The organism is Streptomyces sp. NPDC107471, assembly GCF_055582845.1.
In genome coordinates, this window is sequence record NZ_JBVJPC010000003.1 from 309823 (window position 1) to 330511 (window position 20689).

Genomic DNA, 20689 nt, shown 5'->3' on the forward strand with positions numbered 1-20689 from the left:
CTCAGTTGTACCGGGACATCACCGCGGAGTAGTCCTCGAGTGACGAGCCCGGAGTGCCGTCGTAGAGGTTTCTTGCGAACGCCCACATCAGCCCCTGCAGTCCGCAGCTCTGCATCTGGTGGGCCGCCTGGCCCATGACGCCGGGGTAGTAGGGGCTCACGTGGGTCCCGGCGCTTTCTCCGTTGAGGAGGGTGAAGCCGTAGTGCCGTGCGATACGGCTGACCCAGCGCATCGACGACCAGTGCGTCCGGACCTGGCGGGACGGCGCGAGGACGTCCACCTGGTGGTCGTCGGAGGAGCAGCCGTTGTTCCTCGGCTCTCCGGTGCCGTCCACGAGTGAGGTCGGCACGATCTGCACGTTTGTGCGGTCGCGGATCTGGCCCAGGGTCCGGTAGAAACCCGCCCCGAGGGCAACCAGCCAGGAATCGGCCGTCTCGTTCAGATAGCCGCTGACGACGCGTCGGTAGGTCGGTGGGTAATAGCCCATGCCCGGTACGAGAAGCTTCAGGAACCCGTCGTAACCCAGCGATCGGTAGTACCGGATCTGCCAGTTCACGCTGTCGGACAAGGCGCGCAGATACCAGTCGTACCACTCGGCGACCTGGCTTTTGCTGAACGCCTTTCCCTCATAGGTGCGTTGTCCCGGTTTCCAGCCGGGGAAGGGGTTGGCGGGGACGGTGGCCGGCCGTCCCGCCCGAGTCCGGCTCTGGGCGTTCTTGTCGAACGCCCAGAAGTCGGTCGCAGGTTGCGGGCCGGAGTCGGCCGAAGGGTAGGTGAACTCGCCGGAGGTGCTCACCCCGACCCGGACGGCCCAGAAGTTCTCAAGCCCGATGACCCTGTCCACCCTGTCGAGATATTCCTGCGCCTTCTCACGCACGGTCTGGCCGAAGACCATGTTGGGGGTCTCCGTGAGGCGTTTCTCGTGCTGGTTCACATAGGCGGCTTCCGGATACTTCTCGTAGAGCCAACTCGGTGCGCGGTTCAGGCCCAGGCTCACCTCGACGAGCAACCCCGCTTTCTGGAAACGGGCCAATTCCTTTTTGACGCTCGCGAGGTACTCGGCGGAGTACTGTCCCTCCCCGGTCTCGTACCGGTCCCACGAGATCTGCATCTCGGCGACCTGCATTCCCTTGCTCCGCTCCTCGCGCGCTTTTCCGGGCATGCTCTGCAGGGTCCCGAAGTAGTAGGTCGCGCCTTCGTCGTCCGGCGGAACCCGGACGCAGGCCGCGAGGAGCAGGACGGCCGCGATGATGCCGAGGTGCTTCCGGTGACGCGCTGTCCGGCCGAACGCGCGTCGCACCGCTCCCCGCCGCGCCTGGTTCACGCCAGGACCTCCTTGTACAGATGTTCGTACTGGGCTCGGAAACGGTCGAGCCCGAACACCTCCTCAACCGTGGCACGCCCGCGCTTCACCTGCATCTCCCACCAGCGAGGCTGTTCCAGCAGCCGTGCCAGCAGCTCACCGGTCCGCAGCCGGTCCCCGGCAGGAGCGCGCAGCCCCGCATGCCCCAGCGCGGCGAACTGGGGGAGATCGCTGAGGATCACCGGGCGTCCCGTGGCCATCGCTTCCAGCACGACGAAGGGGACGTCCGCCTTCCCGCCGAGCTTCCGCGGGGGGAAGAGGAGGACATCCGCCGCCTCCAACAGGCCTGCCATGTCGGGAACATGGTCCCGGACATCGATCTCGGGAAGTCCCTCCCGGTCCGCGAGAGCCCGCAGCTCCGCCTCCAGCCGCCGCTGGTCCTGCCCGAACCGGCCCCGCATGGCCAGCACCAGACGGAACCGGGCGCCGCGGCGGTACGCCTCCGCCGCGGCGGCGATCGCCTCATGGGCGCCGCCCCCCGGGTCGTGGTGGCCGGCGAACAGGACGACGGGGGTGCCCAGGGCGCGCGGCCGCCACGGCCATCGGTCCAGCGGGATCGTCGGCGGGATCACCCGGACGTCTCCGAACCCGGCCGCGCGCAGGTGTCCGGCCGTCACCTCCGACAGAGCGACGGTCACTCCCAGCGGCCGCGCCCGCTCCAGCAGACCGAGGTCCATGACCCCGGACACCGTGTGGATGACCGGACCGCTGCCGAAGAACCCCGGCCGCAGCCGGGAGAACAGCGGGTACGCCTTCCCGATCGTCAGGACCGCGTGCACCAGATCCGTCCGGCGGGCAAGGACAGCACCGAGGAGGGCCGCCTGCACCCGCTCGGAGACGTGCGGGGCGCCGTCCCGCGACACGATGGGGACGGCTCGGCCGCGTGTGGGCCCGCGCGATCCGCGCGACGGCCACCGGGAGAACCACAGGAAGTCCCGGTCGGGCATGCACTCGGCGATCGACGCGGCCGTCTGGGTGTCCGCTCCCGCCCCGCCCTCGTACGGGCAACTGGTGAAGAGCAGCACCCGGCACCGCCCCGAGTGGCTAGCCATGGCGGCCGTACACCTGTGACGACGGCGGCACCGGCAACCGGTACAGGTCCACCGTGCCGTACGTGCTGCCGTGGAAGGAGAAGAGCAGTGTGCCCTGCTCGGTGAGCTGCCGTGCCTGACGCGGGGTGAACGAGGAGAGACCGTGCTCGACCACCCGCCACGGGACCACGACGTAGGCGACATGCTCCCGCGCCCGGTCCTGCGGCGTGGCCCATTCGCCCATGCGGAAGCGGTCCTCCAGGAGCAGGCTCGACGACTCGCTCATGGACGTGACCGAACTGCCCGCGGGCACGTGCTTCGCCATGTACTGCTGGAGTCGCTCATACCCGTCGTCGGGCCGCGACGTGGCCCCGGCGTAGGTGAACCCGGACCACGCCAGGGCCAGGGCCAGCATGAGGACCGTGGCGACGCGCGAGAGCGGGGCGCGGCGCCGGGTCCGCCGCTCCACCTCCACGGCCGCCATCACCACGATCACGATCGTCGGCACGATCAGCAGATAGAGCTGCTGTTCCTCCAACGTGCCCTTGACGACGGCGTAGGCGAGGGCCAGGGCAGCCGACACGTACCAGAGCGCCACCAGCCGCTGGGGCGGACCACCACGACGCCACAGGGGCACTACGGCCACCGCGGCCAGGAGGAGGAGCACATAGGTGCTCCCGAAGCTGGACACCTCTTCGGCGAGGCGCTGGGAGAGGGGGGTCGACTTCGCGGAATTGAAGCCGGTCTCCTGCACCAGGCCCAGCAGCCGTTTGATGCCGTGGGTCTTGGTCCCCCACAGCGCGTCGAAATGGCCCGTCCACACCACGAGGCCCACGTAGAGCGCGTACGGCAGGGTGGCGAAACCGGCGACGAGCAGGGGCAGCGACCGCCGCGAGGGCCAGACGAACACCGCGGCGGCCAGCATGGGCACCACCGTGATCAGGGCCGTCACGTCCTTCGTCAGGACGGCGAGGCCGAAGAGGAGCCCAGCGGCGACGGCCCGCCGACGCCATCTGGCCGGAGCGTGCCGTTCCGCCAACGGCAGCAGCACCAGGTAGCCCAGCACCACCCAGAGCATCGCCGACGTCTCGATGAGTACGCGCTGGTTGATCCGGAGGACGAACGGATCGACCGCGAAGAGCAGGCCCACGGCGAGGGCGGCCGGGGTCGATCTGGTGACGCGTGCCGTCAGCAGCACCAGCACCACGGCGGTGAGGCCGGCAAGCAGGATGTTGAGCTCTCGCATCCGGTAGACCCCGGCGACGACGTCCGTGGGCGCGCCGAACAGTCGGCCCCAGCCGCCTTCCAGATAGAAGAAGCCGGGCGGGTGGAGCCAGAACAGTCCGTCCCCGTCCCGGGGGAAGCCCCCGTGCATCACGGACCGGCCGAAGCGCCAGTAGAAGATCTCGTCACCGAACACGTCCGGTCTCCGGCCGAACCCGACCAGCCGGAGGAGCACGGTGAGCAGGCCGCCCACGCCGGCGACCGCCCAGAGCGGCACCACGCGCAGCCACACCAGCGGCATGGGCAGGACCCGGCTCACGACGGCCATGGCGGGCCTCCGATCCGTGCGCCCACCCGTTCGCCACCGGCCAGCAGGTAGATCTCCGGCGCCGGCGGGATGCGGCCACCGGGGAAGAGCGCGTCCGCCTGCGAGCGGTAGCCCCGCACCAGCGGCGACTTGGCCGCCAGCTCCCGCGACCACTCGACCGTGGCCAGCCCGTTCCGCCCGACGAAGCCGGCGTCGAAGCCGTGCCGCTGGTTGTAGGGGAAGTCGCTGTAGTAGACCACCGGCCGGCCGGTGAGTTCGGCGGCCGTCCGCACGAGCACGTGGTCCACGTGGCCGCCCACTCCCGCGGGGGCCAGCAGGACCGTGTGCGGCGGCGCCATCAGCGTTTCCAGGGCTGCCCGTACCCGGCCCAGCGTGTCGGTGTCCCGCCGGGAGATCCGACCGGCGGAGATGTGCAGCCGGTAGGTGGGATAGACGTACGCCAGCTCGGGCAGCACACGGTGGGCCCAGCCGACGCGCCGGCCGGACGCTGCGGGCTTGCGCCGGAACAGCCCGTCGCTCAGCCCCAGGTGGAGCCAGTCCGCACCGAGCCGTTCCAGCACCTCGCAGTCCTCGGCGCGCCGGTCCCGGTACAGGCGCTCCGCGTCGGGTTGTCCGACCTGCCGCAGGTACCGCCGTCCGGACAGCGTGTAGGGCGGGAGGCCGGCCTCGGTGAAGAACGTCACCACCCGTACCGACGTGCGCCCTGCGGCGTACGACAGCAACCCGCCGCAGGACAGGACCGCGTCGTCCAGATGCGGTGAGAGTACGACGAGCGGCGAACCCGCGTCGATCGCGGCGGTCAGTGGATCTGTGTCGGGTTCCATGCCCCGGCCTCCTTCCGCTCCGCTCCCCGCGTCCTCGAATCCAGCAGTCGCTCGACGAGGGTCAGGTACCGGTCGGTCGTCTGTTCCCACGAGAACCGTTGCGCGGTCCGGTACGCCATGCGCCCCAGCCGGTGGCGCATCTGCTCGTCCTCGGCGAGCGTGCGCAACTGCCGTGCCAGGGCGGCCACGTCGAAGGCGGGGACGGCGACGTCCCCACGGCCGTCCATCCACCGCAGGGTGGGCAGATCGAAGTGCAGCACGGGCTTGCCGTACGCCATGCTCTCCAGCGCCGCGATGCCGAACGTCTCGCTGCGGGACGGCAGCACCGTGAACGCACAGCCCTCCAGGAAGCGGCGCTTGTCCGCTCCCGACACCTCGCCCAGCCAGCGGGCGTGGGCGTCCGTCTCGTCGAGCAGTCCGGCGAGTCTGGTCTCCTCGCCGCGGGCGCCCGCACCGGCCAGCAGCAGCGGCATCGGCGGCGAAGCGGCGGCGTGGGCGGCGAGAAGGAGATCCAGTCCCTTCACCCAGACATCCACGCGTCCCAGGAAGGCGATGTAGTCGCCGTCACCGAACCGTTCCGGGGGGACGGGCGGCGGCTCGACGCCGTTGGGGATCAGATGCGGCACGGCCTTGGAATACCGACGGACGGTCGCGCCGTCGGCCTCGTTCATGACGACGACGTCCTGGTAGAAGCGCAGCCCGAACCGCTCGATCAGGAAGAAGGGCAGGTGGTACTTGCGCGACATGGCGGCGCCGCTGAGTTCCTGGGCGATCCCCACCACCCGCCCCCGCGCGAACAGCGGGAGGAAACTGGTGGAGAAGGGCGGTGTGAAGCCCTCCAGCCACAGGTCGTGCCGCAACCGTCGGGCCATCAGCGGCACCAGCGCGTGGTAGAGCATCTGCCCGAAGCGCGGTCCGGCCCAGCCGAGCGGCAGGAAGCGGTACTGCACGCCGTCGCGGACTCCCCTCCCGCCGTACCTCGACACGGTGACGACGGTGACCCGGTACTCCTCGGGGAGGCGCCGGGCGACCTTGTCCACCAGCACCGCGCCGCCGCCGTGATAGTGCGGGTTGCGGGCGTCGTCGAAGGTCGAGATCACCACGTGCTTTCGTCCGGTCGCCGCCTCGCGGTGGCGTCCGGGCGCCCCCACAGCCGTCTCCTGTTCCGCCAGCACGTGTCCGACGGCCTCGGCCGCCACCGCTTCGGGCGGCGCGGCGGCGTCCACCAGGGTCACGTCCTCCTGCGATGCGGCCCGGCGCCGGTAGTGGTCCCGGAGGTCGGTCAGGGGACCGACAGCGGACTCGCCGTCGCGTGCCGCGAGCACCTCCGGATCCGCGTCGAGGAGCAAGGTGACCTGATAGGACCGCAACAGCCGGGTGAGAACGGCCGCCAGGCCCGAGCCGGGCGCCGGATCGAACTTGACGAGACCGTCGAGCGGACCGCGGTCGGTCACCACCGCGGTCGGCCGTCCCCGAGCGTTGAGGCGCATCCGCGCGGCGGGGACCGCCAGACGGAGGGAGAGTTCCGCCGCGTCCACCCAACCGTGCGAACGCCCGACCCATGTGCGCAGAACCGAGCCGATCGACCGGTGTTCCCCGCGGGACGCCGAGAAGCGGAACCGCACTTCCTGCGGGAGGCGGCGGCAGACGACACAGCCGTGGCAGTAGGGGGTCGCCACGACGTATCCGCGACCCCGCAGGTCCGTCGCCACTCGCCCGACCAGGGAGGACTTTCCGGCGCCGTCCGGCCCGGACACACCGACCAGCAGGATGGGGTGCTTCATCGGGCGGCCCTCCTGCGCTTCTTGGCGACGACGAGCGGCACCCGCAGGGCCGCCTCGCGTGCCGCGACACCCGTGCGTCCGGTCCGCAGGAGGTGCAGCGCGTGCTCGGCGCCCACGTGGAGGGACGCGGCCGCCGGAAGCGGTACCGGAAGCCGGATCGGCACCCCCTGGTCCAGTCGGCGCATCGCCTCGGCGACGACGACGAGCGCCCGGTCGAGTCCGACGAGCCATCCGTCGCGCGCCGTCTCCCGTCGCGCCTCCTCAAGGACCTCGGGCGACCGCAGATCCCGTAGCGCGAACAGCTCCGACAGATCGATCGAGAGGTTCTGGAACAGTCCGTGAGCCAGCCATATCCGCAGGTCGTCCGCCGGACGGGGGACCAGCCAGGCGCCTCGGTCGGGCGACGCGCGGTCGAAGAGGCGGTTGGTGGACATCACGGGCACGCCGAACCACGACACGGCGCTGTGCAGATGGACCGACGGGCCGTGCCGAGGTCTCAGCAGCACCTTGGTGGACCGCTCCAGCCAGTACGTCGAACGGTCGACGTACCAGCCCTCCAGGACGTCGCTCGCCGTCTGCCACCGCCCGTCGGGGACCACCAGGTCGAAGTCGCCGCACGCGTGGTGGCGGGCCAGGTGCGCCTTGATGAGCACCGTGGGGATGCCGGCGGCCCACAGGCGGTCCGTGACCTCGCAGAGGTTCTTCCGGTACAGGGCGTAGGCGGTGTCCACCTCGGTCACGACGTCCGCCAACTGCCGTGGATAGGCCCGTGCGAGGCGGCCCTCCACCTGGTTGTCGCGCGCGAGCGACAGGGCGTGCCGCAGGACGGCGGCGCTGGTCGGCCGAGGCTCCGCGTGCCATACGGCTGCGACGAGGAGACGGCTGGACCGCTCGTGCGCCGGGTTGGTCCGGACGGTCGACCGTGGGGATGAACGGTGGGTCATGGCGACGGTGCCTGACTGGTCGGGGGGCATGGCCGGGGAACTGGTGGCCGCCGCGGTCTTGGGGGCCGCCTCGGCCAGGTCCTGCGCCGGATCAGGCGCCCCGGGACGGCGCAGGAAGCGTTCCACGGCTCGGAGGCCGATGGCCGTCGCGGCGATCATCCACACCGCCGGATACGGGTGCAGCAGCACCAACACCCCTGCCAGCACCAGCGGTTCCACGACGGGCATCCGGCTCAGGAAGGCCGTACCCCGGCGGCGGACGCGCTGGTGGACCAGCAGGAGGAGCGCTCCGATGCTGCCCACGGCGCCGCCGACGGCCATGCCGTGCACGCCGTCCGTCCGCCAGCCCACCAGGAGGGCGAGGGTGTAGCCCGCCAGGCCGACGATCTGGCGGTGTACGCAGGCGTAGTCGTCCACGGCCTGGGAGAAGGTGACGATCAGGTTGATCGCACCGACGGCGAAGCCCGTGACGGCCGTGAAAGCCGTCAGGACGCCCATCATGCTGTAGCCGGTGGGGAAGACGGTGGTCAGCACGGGGCCCGGTGCGGTGGCGACGATCACGGCGAGCGGCAGGGAGGCGATGACGTACATCCGTACGGCGCTGGCGCTGAGCGAGGCGTCGGCCCGTCGCCGGGACAGCGCGGGGAAGAACGCTATGGACACCGCGGAGGCCACGAACAGCGGCACCCGGGAGAGCGTGACGCTCGCCTGGTAGCTCGCGGCGGCGGACCGGTCGGTGGGCAGCAGGATCACGAGCACCACGTCGACCGCGGCCATCAGCGCGACCAGTCCCTGGACCCGCGCGATGCCGAGCGCGCGGCGCCACAGGTCCCGGTCGACCGACGCGCTGCGCCAGGGCCGTCCACTGCCCTGCGGCAGGGTCGGCCACCACAGCAGGAGGGGCAGCAGGCCCACCCCGAAGCCCGCCAGTGCCCCGGTGGCGCCGAGCCCCAGGACCACCACCAGGGCCACGCCCACGACCGTCTTGAGCACCACCTCGGCCACACCCAGAAGTGACAGCGTCCGCATGCGCTCCTCACCCTGGAGCCGGCCGGCGGGCACCGACGTCACATAGAAGCAGAGCGTGGTCAGGGCCAGTGTCGTCGTCGTGGCGGGTCCGGCGAATCCGGCGGCGACGCCGGCGACGACCCCGGCGGCGACGACTCCCCCTCCGGCGCTGGTGATGATCGCGAACCGGCCCGCGTCGCCCCGCTCGGCGTCCGACCGCGCCCGGGCCAGCGCCTGCGCCAGCACCCACGGGATCGTCACCCTCGCCACGGTCACCGCGCTCAGCACCAGCCCCGCGCCGGCGGCGAACACCGCGTAGGAGGCGACGTCCAGCAGCCTGGTCAGGAGGAGCGCGAACCCGTAGTTCACGACACCCACGATCATGACGGAGGCGGTGATCCAGCGCGCGCCGTGCACCGCCGTCACCACGTCCGGGCGGGCCCCGGACCGGTGTGTCGGCGCCGTGCGGAGGGCGGTCATGCGGGATCCCGTCGATCCGCCGTCCCGGGCTGCACGTCGGTCGGCGTCCGGGACGCCGACGCGTCCGGGTCGTGCGTGTCCGGGCGTACGAGTTGCTCCCGCCGGTGTGCCAGCCGGACGACGGCGTCGCGTATCCCCAGCCGCCGCAGCGCCTGGAAGGCACGCAGTTCGTCGCAGCCGTCCAGCAGCACGCGGAAGGTGTCGCCCTGCCGGCTCCACCGGTCGGTCTCCCGCAGGAGCGTCCTGAGGCCGTGCTCGACGGCGTCGCCGTTCAGGACGCGGAAGTGCGTGAAGACAGCGAGATCGCTGGTCCGGCGGCGCGAGCGCCGGTGCCTGTGGACGCGCCGGGACTCCTCCAGCAGCACCTGGGCGAGCCGCTCGGAGCTGTCGTCCCAGGAGAACCGTGAACTCCAGGCGCGGCAGCGCCGTGCCGTCAGCTCGCGGCTGCGGGCATCGCCCAGTTCGGTCAGGGCCGTGGCGATTGCCTCGGTCAGGGCCGTCTCGTCGGGGATCAGCCAGCCGTTGCAGCCGTGCTGGACGGCGTCGCGCAGGCCGGGGACGTCGAAGGCGAGTGCGGGCGTGCCCATGGAGTTCGCCTCGATGACGGTCAGGCCCCAGCCCTCGGCGACGGAGGGCACCACGGTGAGCCACGCCCTGCCGAGCAGCTCGCGTTTGCGCTCCTCGCTGACGTGACCGTGGAACTCGACGGCGGAGCCGAGGCCGAGGGCGGAGGCGAGGGCTCGCAGCCTCGGCAGTTCCGTGCCGTCACCGGCGAGGTCGACGCGCAGGTCGGGCCGGCGCCGCAGGAGCTCCGGGAGGGCTCGGAGCAGGAGGTCCACGCGTTTCTGCGGGGTCATCCGGCTGATGACGGTGATCGTCGGGGTCGTGGCGCGGGCCACGTGTGCCGGGTGCGGCCCGGGGCTGCCGTTGGGCACGAGGTAGACGGGGTTGTGGAAGGCCAGCTCCGTGCGCACGCCCTGCCGGGTGGAGGGGGACACGACGACGATCGCGCGCCCTCGGTAGACCCAGCGGCTGACCTGCTTCTCCAGAAGCCGCCCGACGGTGTTCATGGGCCACCGGAAGAACTGGTCGAACTGTTTCTGGTGGATGTGGTGGATGACGCAGATGTCCGTGGTCCAGCGAGGCGTGAACAGCGGTGAGAAGAAGGGGATGCCGTTCTGGAAGTCGACGACCGCGTCGTAGGTGTGACGGTTCCTCAGCAGGTGGGCGGCCGCGGCCGGATAGACCCCGAACCTGCCGCCGCCCCGCAGGACGCGTACGCCGTCGGCGATCTCACTCGCGCGGGAACCGGGAAAGCGCGCGGCGAAGAGGGTCACGCGCGCGTCCGCTCCGGCCAGCCGCCGGGCGATCTCGTAGCAGTACGCCTCCGCGCCTCCGGCCTGGGGATGTGCCGGGTCACGCCAGTTCAAAAACAGGATGTTCGTGCGCGACATGTGCTCAAGAGCAGTCATCGAGGATCACCGTGCGAGGGAGAGGCGAAGCACGTCCGCCAGGGAGCGCAGGCCGTCGCGGCGGGCCGAGAACGTCGATCCGGGCATGTCCGACCAGTCGACGGGCACCTCGGCGATTCTCCCGCCGGCACGCGCGAGTCGCAGGAGCAGTTCGACGTCGAAGGCGAACCCGTTGACCTGGCAGTTCGCCGCGATGCTCCGCACGAGCGGTCCGTCGAAGAACTTGAAGCCGCACTGGGTGTCCGCGATGTCCGGCAGGGCCATGCGGGCCAGCCTGCGGAACGTCCAGCCGCCGCACCGGCGCAGCGCCGAGTCGACCTCGCAGTGGGAGCCGTCGATGTGCCGGGAGGCGATCACCGCCGCGTACCCGTCCCTGAGCAGGGGGAGGGTCTTGTCGAGTGTCTCGATGGGTGTCGCGTTGTCGGCGTCGACGAAACCGATGTAGCGGGCCGTCGAGGTGACGATGCCCCGGCGGACGGCCGCTCCCTTGCCGTGCTCGCTGCAGCCGATCACGTGGACCGGGGTCAGCGAGTGGTCGAAGCGTTCCGGCACGTCGAGCGTGCAGTCCACGCTGTCGTTGTCGACCACGACGACGGTGGACGACCAGGGTTGGCCCCTGAGGTAGTCCAGTGTCGCCGCGATGGTCCCGGGCAGGCGTCGCTCCTCGTTGACGGCGGGGATGACGACCTCGACCTCCACCGCCGGGCGCCGGAGACAGGAGGGGATGGCCGGATACACCCGGGCATCACGCTGCACCGGGGCGGCTGACGGCATGGTCGGCAGTGGAACCACTTGCATTCACCTCCGTCGCCGACGGCGACTCCATCGTACGTTTACGACGTATACGAGAATCCTGTGCCGATATGCCCGTTCCGTCAAGATTTCGACCTGTTTGACGGGTGGGTGCCGTGGAGAGACGATGTATGTATACATCGTAAGCGAGGTGCCGGAGAGGTCGTCGCCGGTCATGACTGCGCCCATCGAGGACTACGCCCTGCTCAGCGACCTGGAGACCGCCGCCATGGTCGGCCGGGACGGATCGGTCGACTGGCTGTGTGTACCCCGCTTCGACTCGCCGGCGTGCATGGCCGCGCTGCTGGGCACCGAGGACAACGGCTTCTGGCGGATCGCACCGCTGTCCGGCGGCCCCTGCACCCACCGCGCGTACCGCCGCGACACGCTGGTCCTGGACTCCGTCTGGGAGACCGCGACGGGGTCGGTGCGCGTCACGGACTTCATGCCACCGCGGGCCGGGCTGCCCTGCCTCGTGCGCGTGGTCGAAGGGCTGTCGGGGACCGTGTCCGTGCGCAGCGAGCTGCGGTTGCGCTTCCATCAGGGCCGTGTCGTGCCCTGGGTGCGCGAGGTCGGCCCCTGCACCGTCGCGGTCGCCGGGCCGGACGCCGTATGGCTGGGCGACGACGACCGGGTGCGGGGCGAGGGCGGCGACGATGTCATGGTCAGGGACTTCAGCGTTCCGGCGGGCCGCCGGTTGGCGCTGACGCTGGTGTGGGCGCCCTCGCACCGGACCGCGCCGCCCGTGCTGATGTCCCTTCCCGCGGAGACGGCACTCAAGGAGACCGGTGACTTCTGGCGGCGGTGGACCGCCCGGTGCCGCTACGAGGGGCCGTGGCGGGACGCCGTGGTGCGTTCCCTCATCACGCTGAAGGCGCTGACCTACGCCCCCACGGGCGGTGTCGTCGCCGCCCCGACGACCTCGCTGCCCGGAACCATCGGAGGGGAGCGCAACTGGGACTACCGGTTCTGCTGGCTGCGCGACTCCACGCGGACCCTGTCCTGCCTGCTGCGCAGCGGCTACCGCGAGGAGGCCACGGCCTGGCTGGACTGGCTGGTACGGGCCATCGCGGGCGACCCCGCCGATCTGCAGACGGTGTACGGCGTCCATGGGCAGCGGCTGCTGCCGGAGACCGAGGCGCCGTGGCTGCCCGGCTACGAGGATTCCCGGCCGGTGCGGTTCGGCACCTCCGGCGCGCGCTCCTTCCAACTGGACGTGTACGGCGAGGTCGTCGACACTCTATGGCTCTCGCTGCGGGCCGGGATCCCGCTGCCCGCCCATGTGTGGGACCTGGTCCAGTCGCTGCTGGGGTTTGTGCAGCGGCACTGGCGCGAACCCGACCAGGGGCTGTGGCAGACGCGCGGCCCGCGGCGGCAGTTCGTGCACTCCAAGGTGATGGCGTGGGTGGCCGCCGACCGCGCCCTGCGCATGGGTGAACTGCTCGGCCGCAACGGATCCTCCGGCGAGTGGCAGGCCATGCGGGAGGAGGTGCACCGGCAGGTCTGCACCGAGGGCTGGGACGCGGCCCAGGGGTCCTTCGTGCAGTCCTACGGCGGGCCTGCCCTGGACGCGTCCGCGCTGCTCATTCCCCGGCTCGGCTTCCTGCCGGCCGGCGACGAGCGGGTACGCCGTACCGTGCGCGCCATGAGCGGGCTCGGGTACGGCGGGTTCGTACGCCGGTACGGCCAGGACCGGCCCGGGGCGTCCGCCGGGGACGGCCTGCCCGGTCGTGAGGGCACCTTCGTGTCGTGCTCGCTGTGGTACGCCGACGCCCTCGCCGCGACCGGGCGTCCGAGGCAGGCCCGGGAGGCCTTCGAGCGCGTTCTCGCCGTCCGCAACGACGTGGGGCTCCTCGCCGAGCAGTGGGACCCGGGCGCGGGGCGGCAACTGGGCAACGCGCCCAAGGCGTTCAGTCACATCGCCCTGGTGGAGACCGCGTTCGCCCTGTCGTCGCCACGAGGCCCGAGCCGCTGAGCGAGCAGGCCGGCGAGGTGGCGGACGTCCTCCCCGGGGGGCGAGCCGCCGGGGAGGGCGAACGCCCCTAGTCCTTGGTGTCCGACGACCGCCTGGGGTCCACGTAGCCGTTCGGGTTGAGCTGCTGGAAGTGCCAGGCGTCCCGGCAGATGTCGGCGAGGCCCCGGGTGGGACGCCAGCCCCAGTCACGCGTGACGGCGGTCGGGTCGGCGACGAGTTCGGCGACGTCGCCGGGGCGGCGGGGCAGGACGTCGTACGGGATGGGCCGGCCGCAGGCCCCGGAGAAGGCGGCGACCACGTCGAGGACCGAACTGCCCCGGCCGGCGCCGAGGTTGTACACGCGCATGCCGGGCCCGTCGGTGAGGTGGTCCAGCGCCACACGGTGTGCCTCGACGGCGTCCATGACGTGGAGGTAGTCCCGGACCGCGGTTCCGTCCCGGGTGGGGAAGTCGGCGCCGTAGACGTGCAGCCGCGCGAGTCTGCCCTCGGCCACCTGGGCGACGTACGACATCAGGGTGTCAGGGGTGTTCCGGGGGTCCTCGCCGAGCAGCCCGCTGGGGTGGGCGCCGGTCGGGGTGGAGTAGCGCAGGCACAGCACGGTGCACTCGGGGCAGTGGCGGCACACGTCCGCGAGGATCTGCTCGCAGATCCACTTCGAGGCGGCGTACGGGTTGACGGGCCGGACGGGTGTGGACTCGTCGAGCGGTCCGGGTCCGGCGTCGCCGTAGACCGAGCAGGACGAGGGGTAGACCAGGTGGTGCACCCCGTGGTCGTGCATGGTCCGCAGCAGGGTGGTCATACCGCCGACGTTGGTGTCGTAGTACTGCACGGGCATCGACGTCGACCGGTTCGCGGCCTTGTGGCCGGCGAAGTGCACGACGGCGTCCACGGAGTGCCGGTCGAAGATGGCCGAAAGGGCGCGCCGATCACGGATGTCCAGCTCGTAGACGGCGCCGACGAAGCGCCCGGCCATCCGTTCCACCCGGGCGAAGACCTGGGGCTTGCTGTCGGAGTAGTCGTCGACCACGATCACCTCGTAGCCGTGGTCGAGGAGCTCCACACAGGTGTGGCTGCCGATGAATCCCGCCCCGCCCGTGACGAGCACCGTCGACGGTGCCCAGGCTCTCGCGGATGCGGGCTCGCTCGGTACAGGGCGAGGGTCAGCCCTGGGAGGGTCTGCCGTGACCGGCCCGCTGCGTGCCATGGCGGAGGTCCCTGCGTGCGAGTGTGATCTGACGTCGTATGTTTACGACGTATATGTACAATTTTGGGTCAGGTTCCGGTTCGAGTCAAGCCGCGCGCGCCTCAGGGCCTCACCAACAACCGGAAGTCGAACGCGTACCGCGAGGCCCGGTAGATGTGGCTGCCGTACTCGACCGGGCGGCCGGTGTCGTCGTAGGCCGTGCGTTGCATGGTCAGGACCGCCGCGCCCTCCTGTTCGTCGAGGCGGGCGGCCTCCTCGGCGGTGGCGGAGCGGGCGCCGATGGTCTGGCGGGCACTGTGCAGGGTGACGCCGGCCGTGCGCAGCAGGCGGTAGAGGCCGGTGGACTCCAGGCGGGCGCTGTCCAGGGCGAGGAGGTCGGTGGGCAGGTGGTTGCAGAGGAGGGCCACCGGCTGGCCGTGGGTCAGGCGCAGCCGCTCCAGCAGCGTGACCGGGCTGCCCTCCGGGACGGCCAGCGCGGCGGCCACGTCGGCGGGCGCCGGCACGGTCTCGTTGCGCACGACCCGCGTCGCGGGGCCCTGCCCGGCCGCCTCCAGGTCGTCGTAGAGGCTGCTGAGCTCCAGGGGCCGCTTGACCTGGCTGTGCACGACCTGCGTGCCCACCCCGCGCCGGCGGACCAGCAGGCCCTTCTCCACCAGGGTCTGGATGGCCTGGCGGACGGTCGGGCGGGACAGGCCGAGGCGGATCGAGAGGTCGATCTCGTTGCCCAGGAGGTTTCCCGGGGCGAGCGCGCCGTGCTCGATCGCCTCCTCCAGTTGCCGGGCGAGCTGGTAGTACAGCGGCACCGGACTGCCCCGGTCCAGGGCGAAGTCCAGCGAGTCGAGCGCGGGCGCGGTCGCGGCACGTGAGGTGTCGCCGAGCTTCGCCATGGGGGTACCTCCCTCGAAGGGCCGGGTGATCAGAGGTGGGTGCGGCGCGCGGCCGTCTGACGGTCGTACTCCGTCCTCGCCCGTACCGCGGCCTCCCGCGACGCCGTCTGCGCCACCGGCACGTCCCACCACGCCTCCGCCGGGGGAGCGGTCGCGGTGGCCGTGTCCGTCTCGACGTAGACGCACGTCGGGCGGTCCGAGGCGCGGGCCGCGGCCAGGGCCTCCCGCAGCTCCCGTACGGTCTTGGCGCGCAGCACGTCCATGCCGAGGCTCGCCGCGTTGGCCGCCAGGTCGACCGGGAGCGGGGCGCCGCTGAAGGTGCCGTCGGCGGCCCGGTGGCGGTACGCCGTGCCGAAGCGCTCGCCGCCCACCGACTCCGACAGGCCGCCGATGGAGGCGTAGCCGTGGTTCTGGATGAGCACCAGGTTGATCGGCAGGCCCTCCTGGACCGCGGTGACCAGCTCCGTCGGCATCATCAGATACGTGCCGTCGCCGACCAGCGCCCACACCGGGGTGTCCGGGCTCGCCTGCTGGACGCCGATCGCCGCCGGGATCTCGTAGCCCATGCAGGAGTAGCCGTACTCCAGGTGGTACTGGCGCGGGCTGCGGGCCCGCCACAGCTTGTGCAGGTCGCCGGGGAGCGAGCCCGCCGCGTTGATCACCACGTCCTCGTCGCCGACGACCGCGTCCAGTGCCCCGAGAAGCTGGGTCTGGGTCGGTACGGCGTTCTCGTCGGCGGCCTCGTAGGCGCGCGTCACGACCTGCTCCCAGCGCTCCTTGCCGGTGCCGTACTCGGCCACGTGGGCGGCGCTCACGCGGTGGCCCGCCAGCGTCGACGCGAGCGCCTCCAATCCCGCCCGCGCATCGCACACGACCGTCCGCGCGGCCAGCTTGTGGGCGTCGAAGGCGGTGATGTTGAGGTTGAGGAAGCGCACCTCCGGGTTCTGGAAGAGGGTGCCGGAGGCGGTGGTGAAGTCGGTGTAGCGCGTGCCCACGCCGATGACCAGGTCCGCGGTGCGCGCGAGGTCGTCGGCGACCGCCGTGCCGGTGTGGCCGATACCGCCCACGTCGGCGGGGTGGTCGTGGCGCAGCGAGCCCTTGCCCGCCTGGGTGGAGGCGACCGGGATGCCGGTGGCGTCCACCAGGGCCCGCAGCGCGTCCTCGGCCTCGCTGTGGTGGACTCCGCCGCCCGCCACGATCAGGGGGCGGTCGGCGGACCGGATCGCCTCGACCGCCTCCGCCAGCTCGACCGGGTCCGGCGCGGGCCGCCGCACCCGCCACACCCGCTCCGCGAAGAACTCCCGCGGCCAGTCGTACGCCTCCGCCTGCACGTCCTGGGGGAGCGCGAGGGTGACCGCGCCGGTCTCGGCCGGGTCCGACAGGACGCGCATGGCCTGGAGGGCGGAGGGGATCAGGGCCTCGGGGCGGTGGACGCGGTCGAAGTACCGGGACACCGGGCGCAGGGTGTCGTTCACCGACACGTCCGCCTCGGTGGGGTGTTCGAGCTGCTGGAGGAGCGGGTCGGCGGCCCGGGTGGCGAAGTAGTCGCCGGGCAGGAGCAGGACCGGCAGGCGGTTGATCGTCGCCAGGGCCGCGCCGGTCACCAGGTTCGTGGCGCCGGGGCCGATCGACGTGGTGACCGCCTGGGCCGACAGGCGGTTGAGCTGGCGGGCATGGCCGACGGCCGCGTGGACCATCGCCTGCTCGTTGCGGCCCTGGTGGAAGGGCATGGCGTCCTCGCCAGCCTCCAGGAGTGCCTGCCCGATGCCCGCCACGTTTCCGTGGCCGAAGATGCCCCAGGTCCCGGCGATCAGCCGGTGCCGGACGCCGTCCCGCTCCGTGTACTGCACGGACAGGAACCGCACCAGGGCTTGGGCGACGGTCAGGCGGGTGGTGGTGCTCATCAGGGCTTCTCCGGTGCGGTGTAGAGGGAGGGAGGGGGCCGGGCGGGGGTGGGGGTGCCCACGACCGGCGGGGGCGGAGGGGCGCGATCAGCGGGGCGGGCCGGGCGCCGCGCCCGTCGTGACCACGGGGTCGTGCGGGCCGTCGGTCACGGTGAGACGCCGTTCAGGAGGGCATCGGCCTGCGCCTGCGTCTCCGCCTGTATCGGAGGCACGGGGGAGCGGGTCGGGCGGTCGGCCCCCTGCGTGCCGCCCGCGCCGGCGTAGCGGATCGTGCGTTCCAGTTCCCAGCCGGACAGCAGCCCGTGGCACAGCGAGCCGCCGAACGCGTCGTCCGCACCCCTGGCGTCGACCGCCTCCGCCGTGGTGCCGTCCCGGTGGACCGCGAGGACGCCCCGCGCGCTCCTGACCACCGCGAGTTCCGCGCCCGCCGCCAGCAGGGCCTCGGCGCACGCCCGGGGTTCGCGGGCCCCGGTGGTGAGCTCGCACGCGTCGATGTCGCCGACCGCGACCGTCGCGTGCCGCAGGGCCTCGGCGCAGTACGGGCGGGCTTCGTCGGGGTCCGGCCGGGCCGTGCCGTACCGCAGGGACCGGTCGAGTTCGAGGACCGTGATGCCCGTCCTGTTCCGGCACTTGAGCGCGGCGAGCACGGCCGAGCGGCTCGGTTCCCCGGTCAGGCCGGTGCCGCTGATCCAGAGGACCCGGGCCGCCCGGATGGCGAAAGAGTCGAGCTCTTCGGTGTGTATCTCCAGGTCAGGGCTCTTTGCATGGCCGTAGGAGTACGGCGGGAGGGCGTCCGGCGGGGAGGTCGTACGGAAGGTGACGGGGGTCGGGGCCGACTCCACCGGCGTCACCCAGCGGGCGTCGACGCCGGAATCCGTGAGGGTCCGGTGAAGACAGGTGCCGAAGGGATCCGCGCCGCTACGGGCGATGACCGCGGCGGAGCGGCCGAGCCGGGCGGCGGTGACCGCGACGGCGGCGGCCGACCCGCCGAGGGACCTGCCGAAGGAGCGCACCTGCGCCAGCGGGACCCCGGGCTGCAGCGGGTGGAGATCAATTCCGATACGGCCCATACTGATCACGTCGAACTGCTGCACTGGCTCGACCATGCGCGACGCTCCTCGGTCCGGGCTGGGGATGTGAGGCCCTCGGGCCCGCTGCATCCCAGGTGTAGGACTCGAAGGGCAACACTGTCAATAGTTTGTACTTACATTCGGACCTGATCGTGAAATGATGTCTTAACAAAGTATTGACAGTGGCCGCGCCTGGGGAGTTGGATCCCGTCCCAACGCAAGTTGGCGCGTATTCGTAGATCCCGCCCCCTTTCCCGACGTTCTCCCCGTCGCACAGTGAGGTGCAAGGAAAGATGGACCGCTCTTCTCTCTCCCGTTCGCGGAGATTCGCTCCCGCCGTGGCCCTGGCTGCGGCCGCGGCCCTGACGCTCGCCGGCTGCTCCAGCAGCTCGGGCGGCAAGAAGTCCGAGGAGAGCGCGGACGGCGCCTCCGCGGGCAAGGCCACCACCCCCCGGATGACCATCGCGCTGGTCACCCACCAGTCGCCCGGCGACACCTTCTGGGACATCGTCCGCAAGGGCGCCCAGGCCGCCGCCGCCAAGGACAACGTCAAGCTGGTCTACTCGGCCGACCCGAGCGCGGCCAACCAGGCCAACCTGGTCCAGAACGCGATCGACCAGAAGGTCGACGGCATCGCGATCACCCTCGCCAAGCCCGACGCCCTCAAGGACGTCGTCGCCAAGGCGAAGAAGGCCGGGATACCCGTCGTCGGCCTCAACTCCGGTGTCAGCGAGTGGCAGAAGCTCGGCCTGATGGAGTTCTTCGGCCAGGACGAGACCGTGGCCGGTGAGGCGCTCGGCAAGCGGCTGAACCAGGAGGGCGCCAAGAGCGCCGTCTGTGTCATCCAGGAGCAGGGCAACATCGGTCTCACCCAGCGCTGCGACGGTGTGAAGAAGACCTTCTCCGGCAAGCTCCAGACGCTGAACGTCAACGGCACCGACATGCCGTCCGTGAAGTCGACGATCACCGCCAAGCTGTCCCAGGACAAGTCCATCGACTACGTCGTCGCCCTCGGCGCGCCCTTCGCGCTGACCGCGACCCAGTCGGTGTCCGACGCGGGCAGCAAGGCCAAGGTGGCCACGTTCGACCTCAACAAGGACCTGACGGGCGCCATCAGCAAGGGCACCATCCAGTTCGCCGTCGACCAGCAGCCCTACCTCCAGGGCTACCTGGCGATCGACTCGCTGTGGCTCTACAAGAACAACGGCAACTACATGGGCGGCGGCGAGCAGCCGGTGCTCACCGGTCCGGCCTTCGTCGACAAGTCCAACGTCGAGACCGTCGCCCAGTACGCCGCGAAGGGCACCAGGTGATGGGGATGACCCAGCACGCCGAGCCGGCGGTGACCACACCGCCGGCCCCCGGCCCCGGCAAGGTCAAGGACGGCAGGACCGCCGAACGACCGCTCGCCCTGCGCCTTTTGGCGCGTCCTGACGTGGGTGTGTTCCTGGGCGCGGTGGCGGTGTGGGTGTTCTTCCTGATCGCTGCCCCGCCGGTGCGCGAGGGCAGCGCGATGGCGAACATCCTCTACCAGTCGTCCACGATCGGGATCATGGCGCTGCCGGTGGCCCTGCTGATGATCGGCGGGGAGTTCGACCTGTCGGCGGGTGTCGCGGTGATCACCTCCGCGCTGACCGCGAGCATGTTCGCCTTCCAGCTCACGCTGAACGTGTGGGCGGGCATCGTCGTGGCGCTGCTGGTGTCGCTGGCGATCGGGTTCCTCAACGGCTGGCTGGTCGTCAAGACCGGTCTGCCCAGCTTCCTGATCACCCTGGGCACCTTCCTGATCCTGCAGGGCGTCAACCTCGCGGTGACCAAGCTGGTCACCGGCAACGTCGCCACCGACGACATCTCCGACATGGACGGCTTCGACCAGGCCAAGAAGGTCTTCGCGAGCTCCTTCGAAGTCGGCGGCGTACAGATCAAGATCACCATCGTCTACTGGCTGGTCTTCGCCGCGATCGCGACCTGGGTGCTGCTGCGCACCAAGTACGGCAACTGGATCTTCGCGGTGGGCGGCAACAAGGACTCCGCCCGCGCGGTGGGTGTCCCGGTCGACTACACGAAGATCAGCCTGTTCATGCTGGTCGGCTTCGCCGCCTGGTTCGTCGGCATGCACAACCTGTTCTCCTTCAACACCGTGCAGTCCGGCGAGGGCGTCGGCCAGGAACTCATCTACATCTCGGCCGCGGTGATCGGCGGATGTCTGCTGACCGGCGGTGCCGGCTCGGCGATCGGCCCGGTGTTCGGGGCGTTCATGTTCGGCATGGTCCAGCAGGGCATCGTCTACGCCAACTGGAACCCGGACTGGTTCAAGGCCTTCCTCGGCGTGATGCTGCTGGGCGCCGTCCTGATCAATCTGTGGGTCAGCCGCACCGCGACCCGGAGGTAAATCCGTC

15 protein-coding genes are annotated in these 20689 nt (G+C 71.2%); 3 read left to right on the forward strand and 12 right to left on the reverse strand.

Going from position 1 to position 20689, the window contains the following annotated elements:
- Nucleotide 1: 1 nt before the first annotated feature.
- Genes ACZ66S_RS10945 through ACZ66S_RS10980 form a run of 8 tightly spaced genes read right to left on the reverse strand, consistent with a single transcriptional unit; the run spans nucleotide 2 to nucleotide 11232 of the window.
- A complete protein-coding gene (locus ACZ66S_RS10945; RefSeq protein ID WP_469901181.1) occupies nucleotides 2–1324 on the reverse strand; it encodes a beta-galactosidase in 1323 nt (440 codons plus the stop codon).
- A complete protein-coding gene (locus ACZ66S_RS10950) occupies nucleotides 1321–2415 on the reverse strand; it encodes a glycosyltransferase family 4 protein (protein WP_469901182.1) in 1095 nt (364 codons plus the stop codon). Before ACZ66S_RS10950 ends, ACZ66S_RS10945 begins: the two co-directional genes overlap by 4 nt.
- Nucleotides 2408–3946 carry an ArnT family glycosyltransferase gene (locus tag ACZ66S_RS10955; protein WP_469901183.1) on the reverse strand — a complete coding sequence of 513 codons (1539 nt, stop codon included), beginning with the start codon at nucleotides 3944–3946 and terminating at the stop codon, nucleotides 2408–2410. Before ACZ66S_RS10955 ends, ACZ66S_RS10950 begins: the two co-directional genes overlap by 8 nt.
- Complete coding sequence (locus tag ACZ66S_RS10960; protein ID WP_469901184.1) at nucleotides 3934–4770, reverse strand: PIG-L deacetylase family protein; 837 nt, start codon at nucleotides 4768–4770, stop codon at nucleotides 3934–3936. Before ACZ66S_RS10960 ends, ACZ66S_RS10955 begins: the two co-directional genes overlap by 13 nt.
- Nucleotides 4746–6554 (reverse strand): glycosyltransferase, encoded by a 1809-nt coding sequence (locus ACZ66S_RS10965; RefSeq protein ID WP_469901185.1) that lies wholly within the window; start codon nucleotides 6552–6554, stop codon nucleotides 4746–4748. Before ACZ66S_RS10965 ends, ACZ66S_RS10960 begins: the two co-directional genes overlap by 25 nt.
- Nucleotides 6551–8986 carry a lipopolysaccharide biosynthesis protein gene (locus tag ACZ66S_RS10970; protein WP_469901186.1) on the reverse strand — a complete coding sequence of 812 codons (2436 nt, stop codon included), beginning with the start codon at nucleotides 8984–8986 and terminating at the stop codon, nucleotides 6551–6553. Before ACZ66S_RS10970 ends, ACZ66S_RS10965 begins: the two co-directional genes overlap by 4 nt.
- Nucleotides 8983–10416, reverse strand: coding sequence for a glycosyltransferase family 4 protein (locus ACZ66S_RS10975; RefSeq protein ID WP_469901187.1), 1434 nt, complete (start codon nucleotides 10414–10416; stop codon nucleotides 8983–8985). Before ACZ66S_RS10975 ends, ACZ66S_RS10970 begins: the two co-directional genes overlap by 4 nt.
- 48 nt (nucleotides 10417–10464) lie before the next feature.
- Nucleotides 10465–11232 (reverse strand): glycosyltransferase, encoded by a 768-nt coding sequence (locus tag ACZ66S_RS10980; RefSeq protein WP_469901188.1) that lies wholly within the window; start codon nucleotides 11230–11232, stop codon nucleotides 10465–10467.
- A gap of 193 nt (nucleotides 11233–11425) precedes the next feature.
- Here ACZ66S_RS10980 and ACZ66S_RS10985 point away from each other — a divergent pair, with 193 nt between their 5' ends.
- Entirely contained in the window at nucleotides 11426–13225 is a 1800-nt protein-coding gene (locus tag ACZ66S_RS10985; protein WP_469901189.1) for a glycoside hydrolase family 15 protein, read from the forward strand.
- 67 nt (nucleotides 13226–13292) lie between these two features.
- Here the strand turns inward: ACZ66S_RS10985 and galE are convergent, their stop codons facing one another.
- The 4 genes from galE to ACZ66S_RS11005 all read right to left on the reverse strand — a co-directional run bounded on the left by galE (nucleotide 13293) and on the right by ACZ66S_RS11005 (nucleotide 18326).
- Nucleotides 13293–14330: a UDP-glucose 4-epimerase GalE gene (gene galE, locus ACZ66S_RS10990; RefSeq protein ID WP_469901190.1), complete on the reverse strand. Its 1038-nt coding sequence runs from the start codon at nucleotides 14328–14330 to the stop codon at nucleotides 13293–13295.
- A gap of 200 nt (nucleotides 14331–14530) precedes the next feature.
- Complete coding sequence (locus ACZ66S_RS10995; protein ID WP_469901191.1) at nucleotides 14531–15316, reverse strand: GntR family transcriptional regulator; 786 nt, start codon at nucleotides 15314–15316, stop codon at nucleotides 14531–14533.
- 29 nt (nucleotides 15317–15345) lie between these two features.
- Nucleotides 15346–17220, reverse strand: coding sequence for a 3D-(3,5/4)-trihydroxycyclohexane-1,2-dione acylhydrolase (decyclizing) (iolD, locus tag ACZ66S_RS11000; RefSeq protein ID WP_469901192.1), 1875 nt, complete (start codon nucleotides 17218–17220; stop codon nucleotides 15346–15348).
- A gap of 146 nt (nucleotides 17221–17366) precedes the next feature.
- On the reverse strand, nucleotides 17367–18326 hold the full coding sequence (locus ACZ66S_RS11005) for a PfkB family carbohydrate kinase (RefSeq protein WP_469901193.1): 960 nt from the start codon (nucleotides 18324–18326) through the stop codon (nucleotides 17367–17369).
- 257 nt (nucleotides 18327–18583) lie between these two features.
- On the opposite strand from ACZ66S_RS11005, the gene ACZ66S_RS11010 reads away from it, so the two are divergent.
- Nucleotides 18584–19603, forward strand: coding sequence for a sugar ABC transporter substrate-binding protein (locus tag ACZ66S_RS11010; RefSeq protein ID WP_469901194.1), 1020 nt, complete (start codon nucleotides 18584–18586; stop codon nucleotides 19601–19603).
- The gene (locus ACZ66S_RS11015; protein WP_469901195.1) at nucleotides 19603–20682 is read left to right on the forward strand and encodes an ABC transporter permease; all 1080 of its coding nucleotides are present in this window, start codon (nucleotides 19603–19605) and stop codon (nucleotides 20680–20682) included. The genes ACZ66S_RS11010 and ACZ66S_RS11015 overlap by 1 nt, the downstream gene beginning before the upstream one ends.
- Nucleotides 20683–20689 lie beyond the last annotated feature (7 nt).

Excerpts from the sequence above, each read along its gene's own strand:
- ACZ66S_RS10950 (WP_469901182.1), bottom strand. The coding sequence starts at position 2,415 with ATGGCTAGCCACTCGGGGCGGTGCCGGGTGCTGCTCTTCACCAGTTGC.
- ACZ66S_RS10955 (WP_469901183.1), bottom strand. The coding sequence starts at position 3,946 with ATGGCCGTCGTGAGCCGGGTCCTGCCCATGCCGCTGGTGTGGCTGCGC.
- ACZ66S_RS10960 (WP_469901184.1), bottom strand. The coding sequence starts at position 4,770 with ATGGAACCCGACACAGATCCACTGACCGCCGCGATCGACGCGGGTTCG.
- ACZ66S_RS10965 (WP_469901185.1), bottom strand. The coding sequence starts at position 6,554 with ATGAAGCACCCCATCCTGCTGGTCGGTGTGTCCGGGCCGGACGGCGCC.
- ACZ66S_RS10970 (WP_469901186.1), bottom strand. The coding sequence starts at position 8,986 with ATGACCGCCCTCCGCACGGCGCCGACACACCGGTCCGGGGCCCGCCCG.
- ACZ66S_RS10980 (WP_469901188.1), bottom strand. The coding sequence starts at position 11,232 with ATGCCGTCAGCCGCCCCGGTGCAGCGTGATGCCCGGGTGTATCCGGCC.
- ACZ66S_RS10985 (WP_469901189.1), top strand. The coding sequence starts at position 11,426 with ATGACTGCGCCCATCGAGGACTACGCCCTGCTCAGCGACCTGGAGACC.
- ACZ66S_RS10995 (WP_469901191.1), bottom strand. The coding sequence starts at position 15,316 with ATGGCGAAGCTCGGCGACACCTCACGTGCCGCGACCGCGCCCGCGCTC.
- iolD (WP_469901192.1), bottom strand. The coding sequence starts at position 17,220 with ATGAGCACCACCACCCGCCTGACCGTCGCCCAAGCCCTGGTGCGGTTC.
- ACZ66S_RS11005 (WP_469901193.1), bottom strand. The coding sequence starts at position 18,326 with ATGGTCGAGCCAGTGCAGCAGTTCGACGTGATCAGTATGGGCCGTATC.
- ACZ66S_RS11010 (WP_469901194.1), top strand. The coding sequence starts at position 18,584 with ATGGACCGCTCTTCTCTCTCCCGTTCGCGGAGATTCGCTCCCGCCGTG.
- ACZ66S_RS11015 (WP_469901195.1), top strand. The coding sequence starts at position 19,603 with ATGGGGATGACCCAGCACGCCGAGCCGGCGGTGACCACACCGCCGGCC.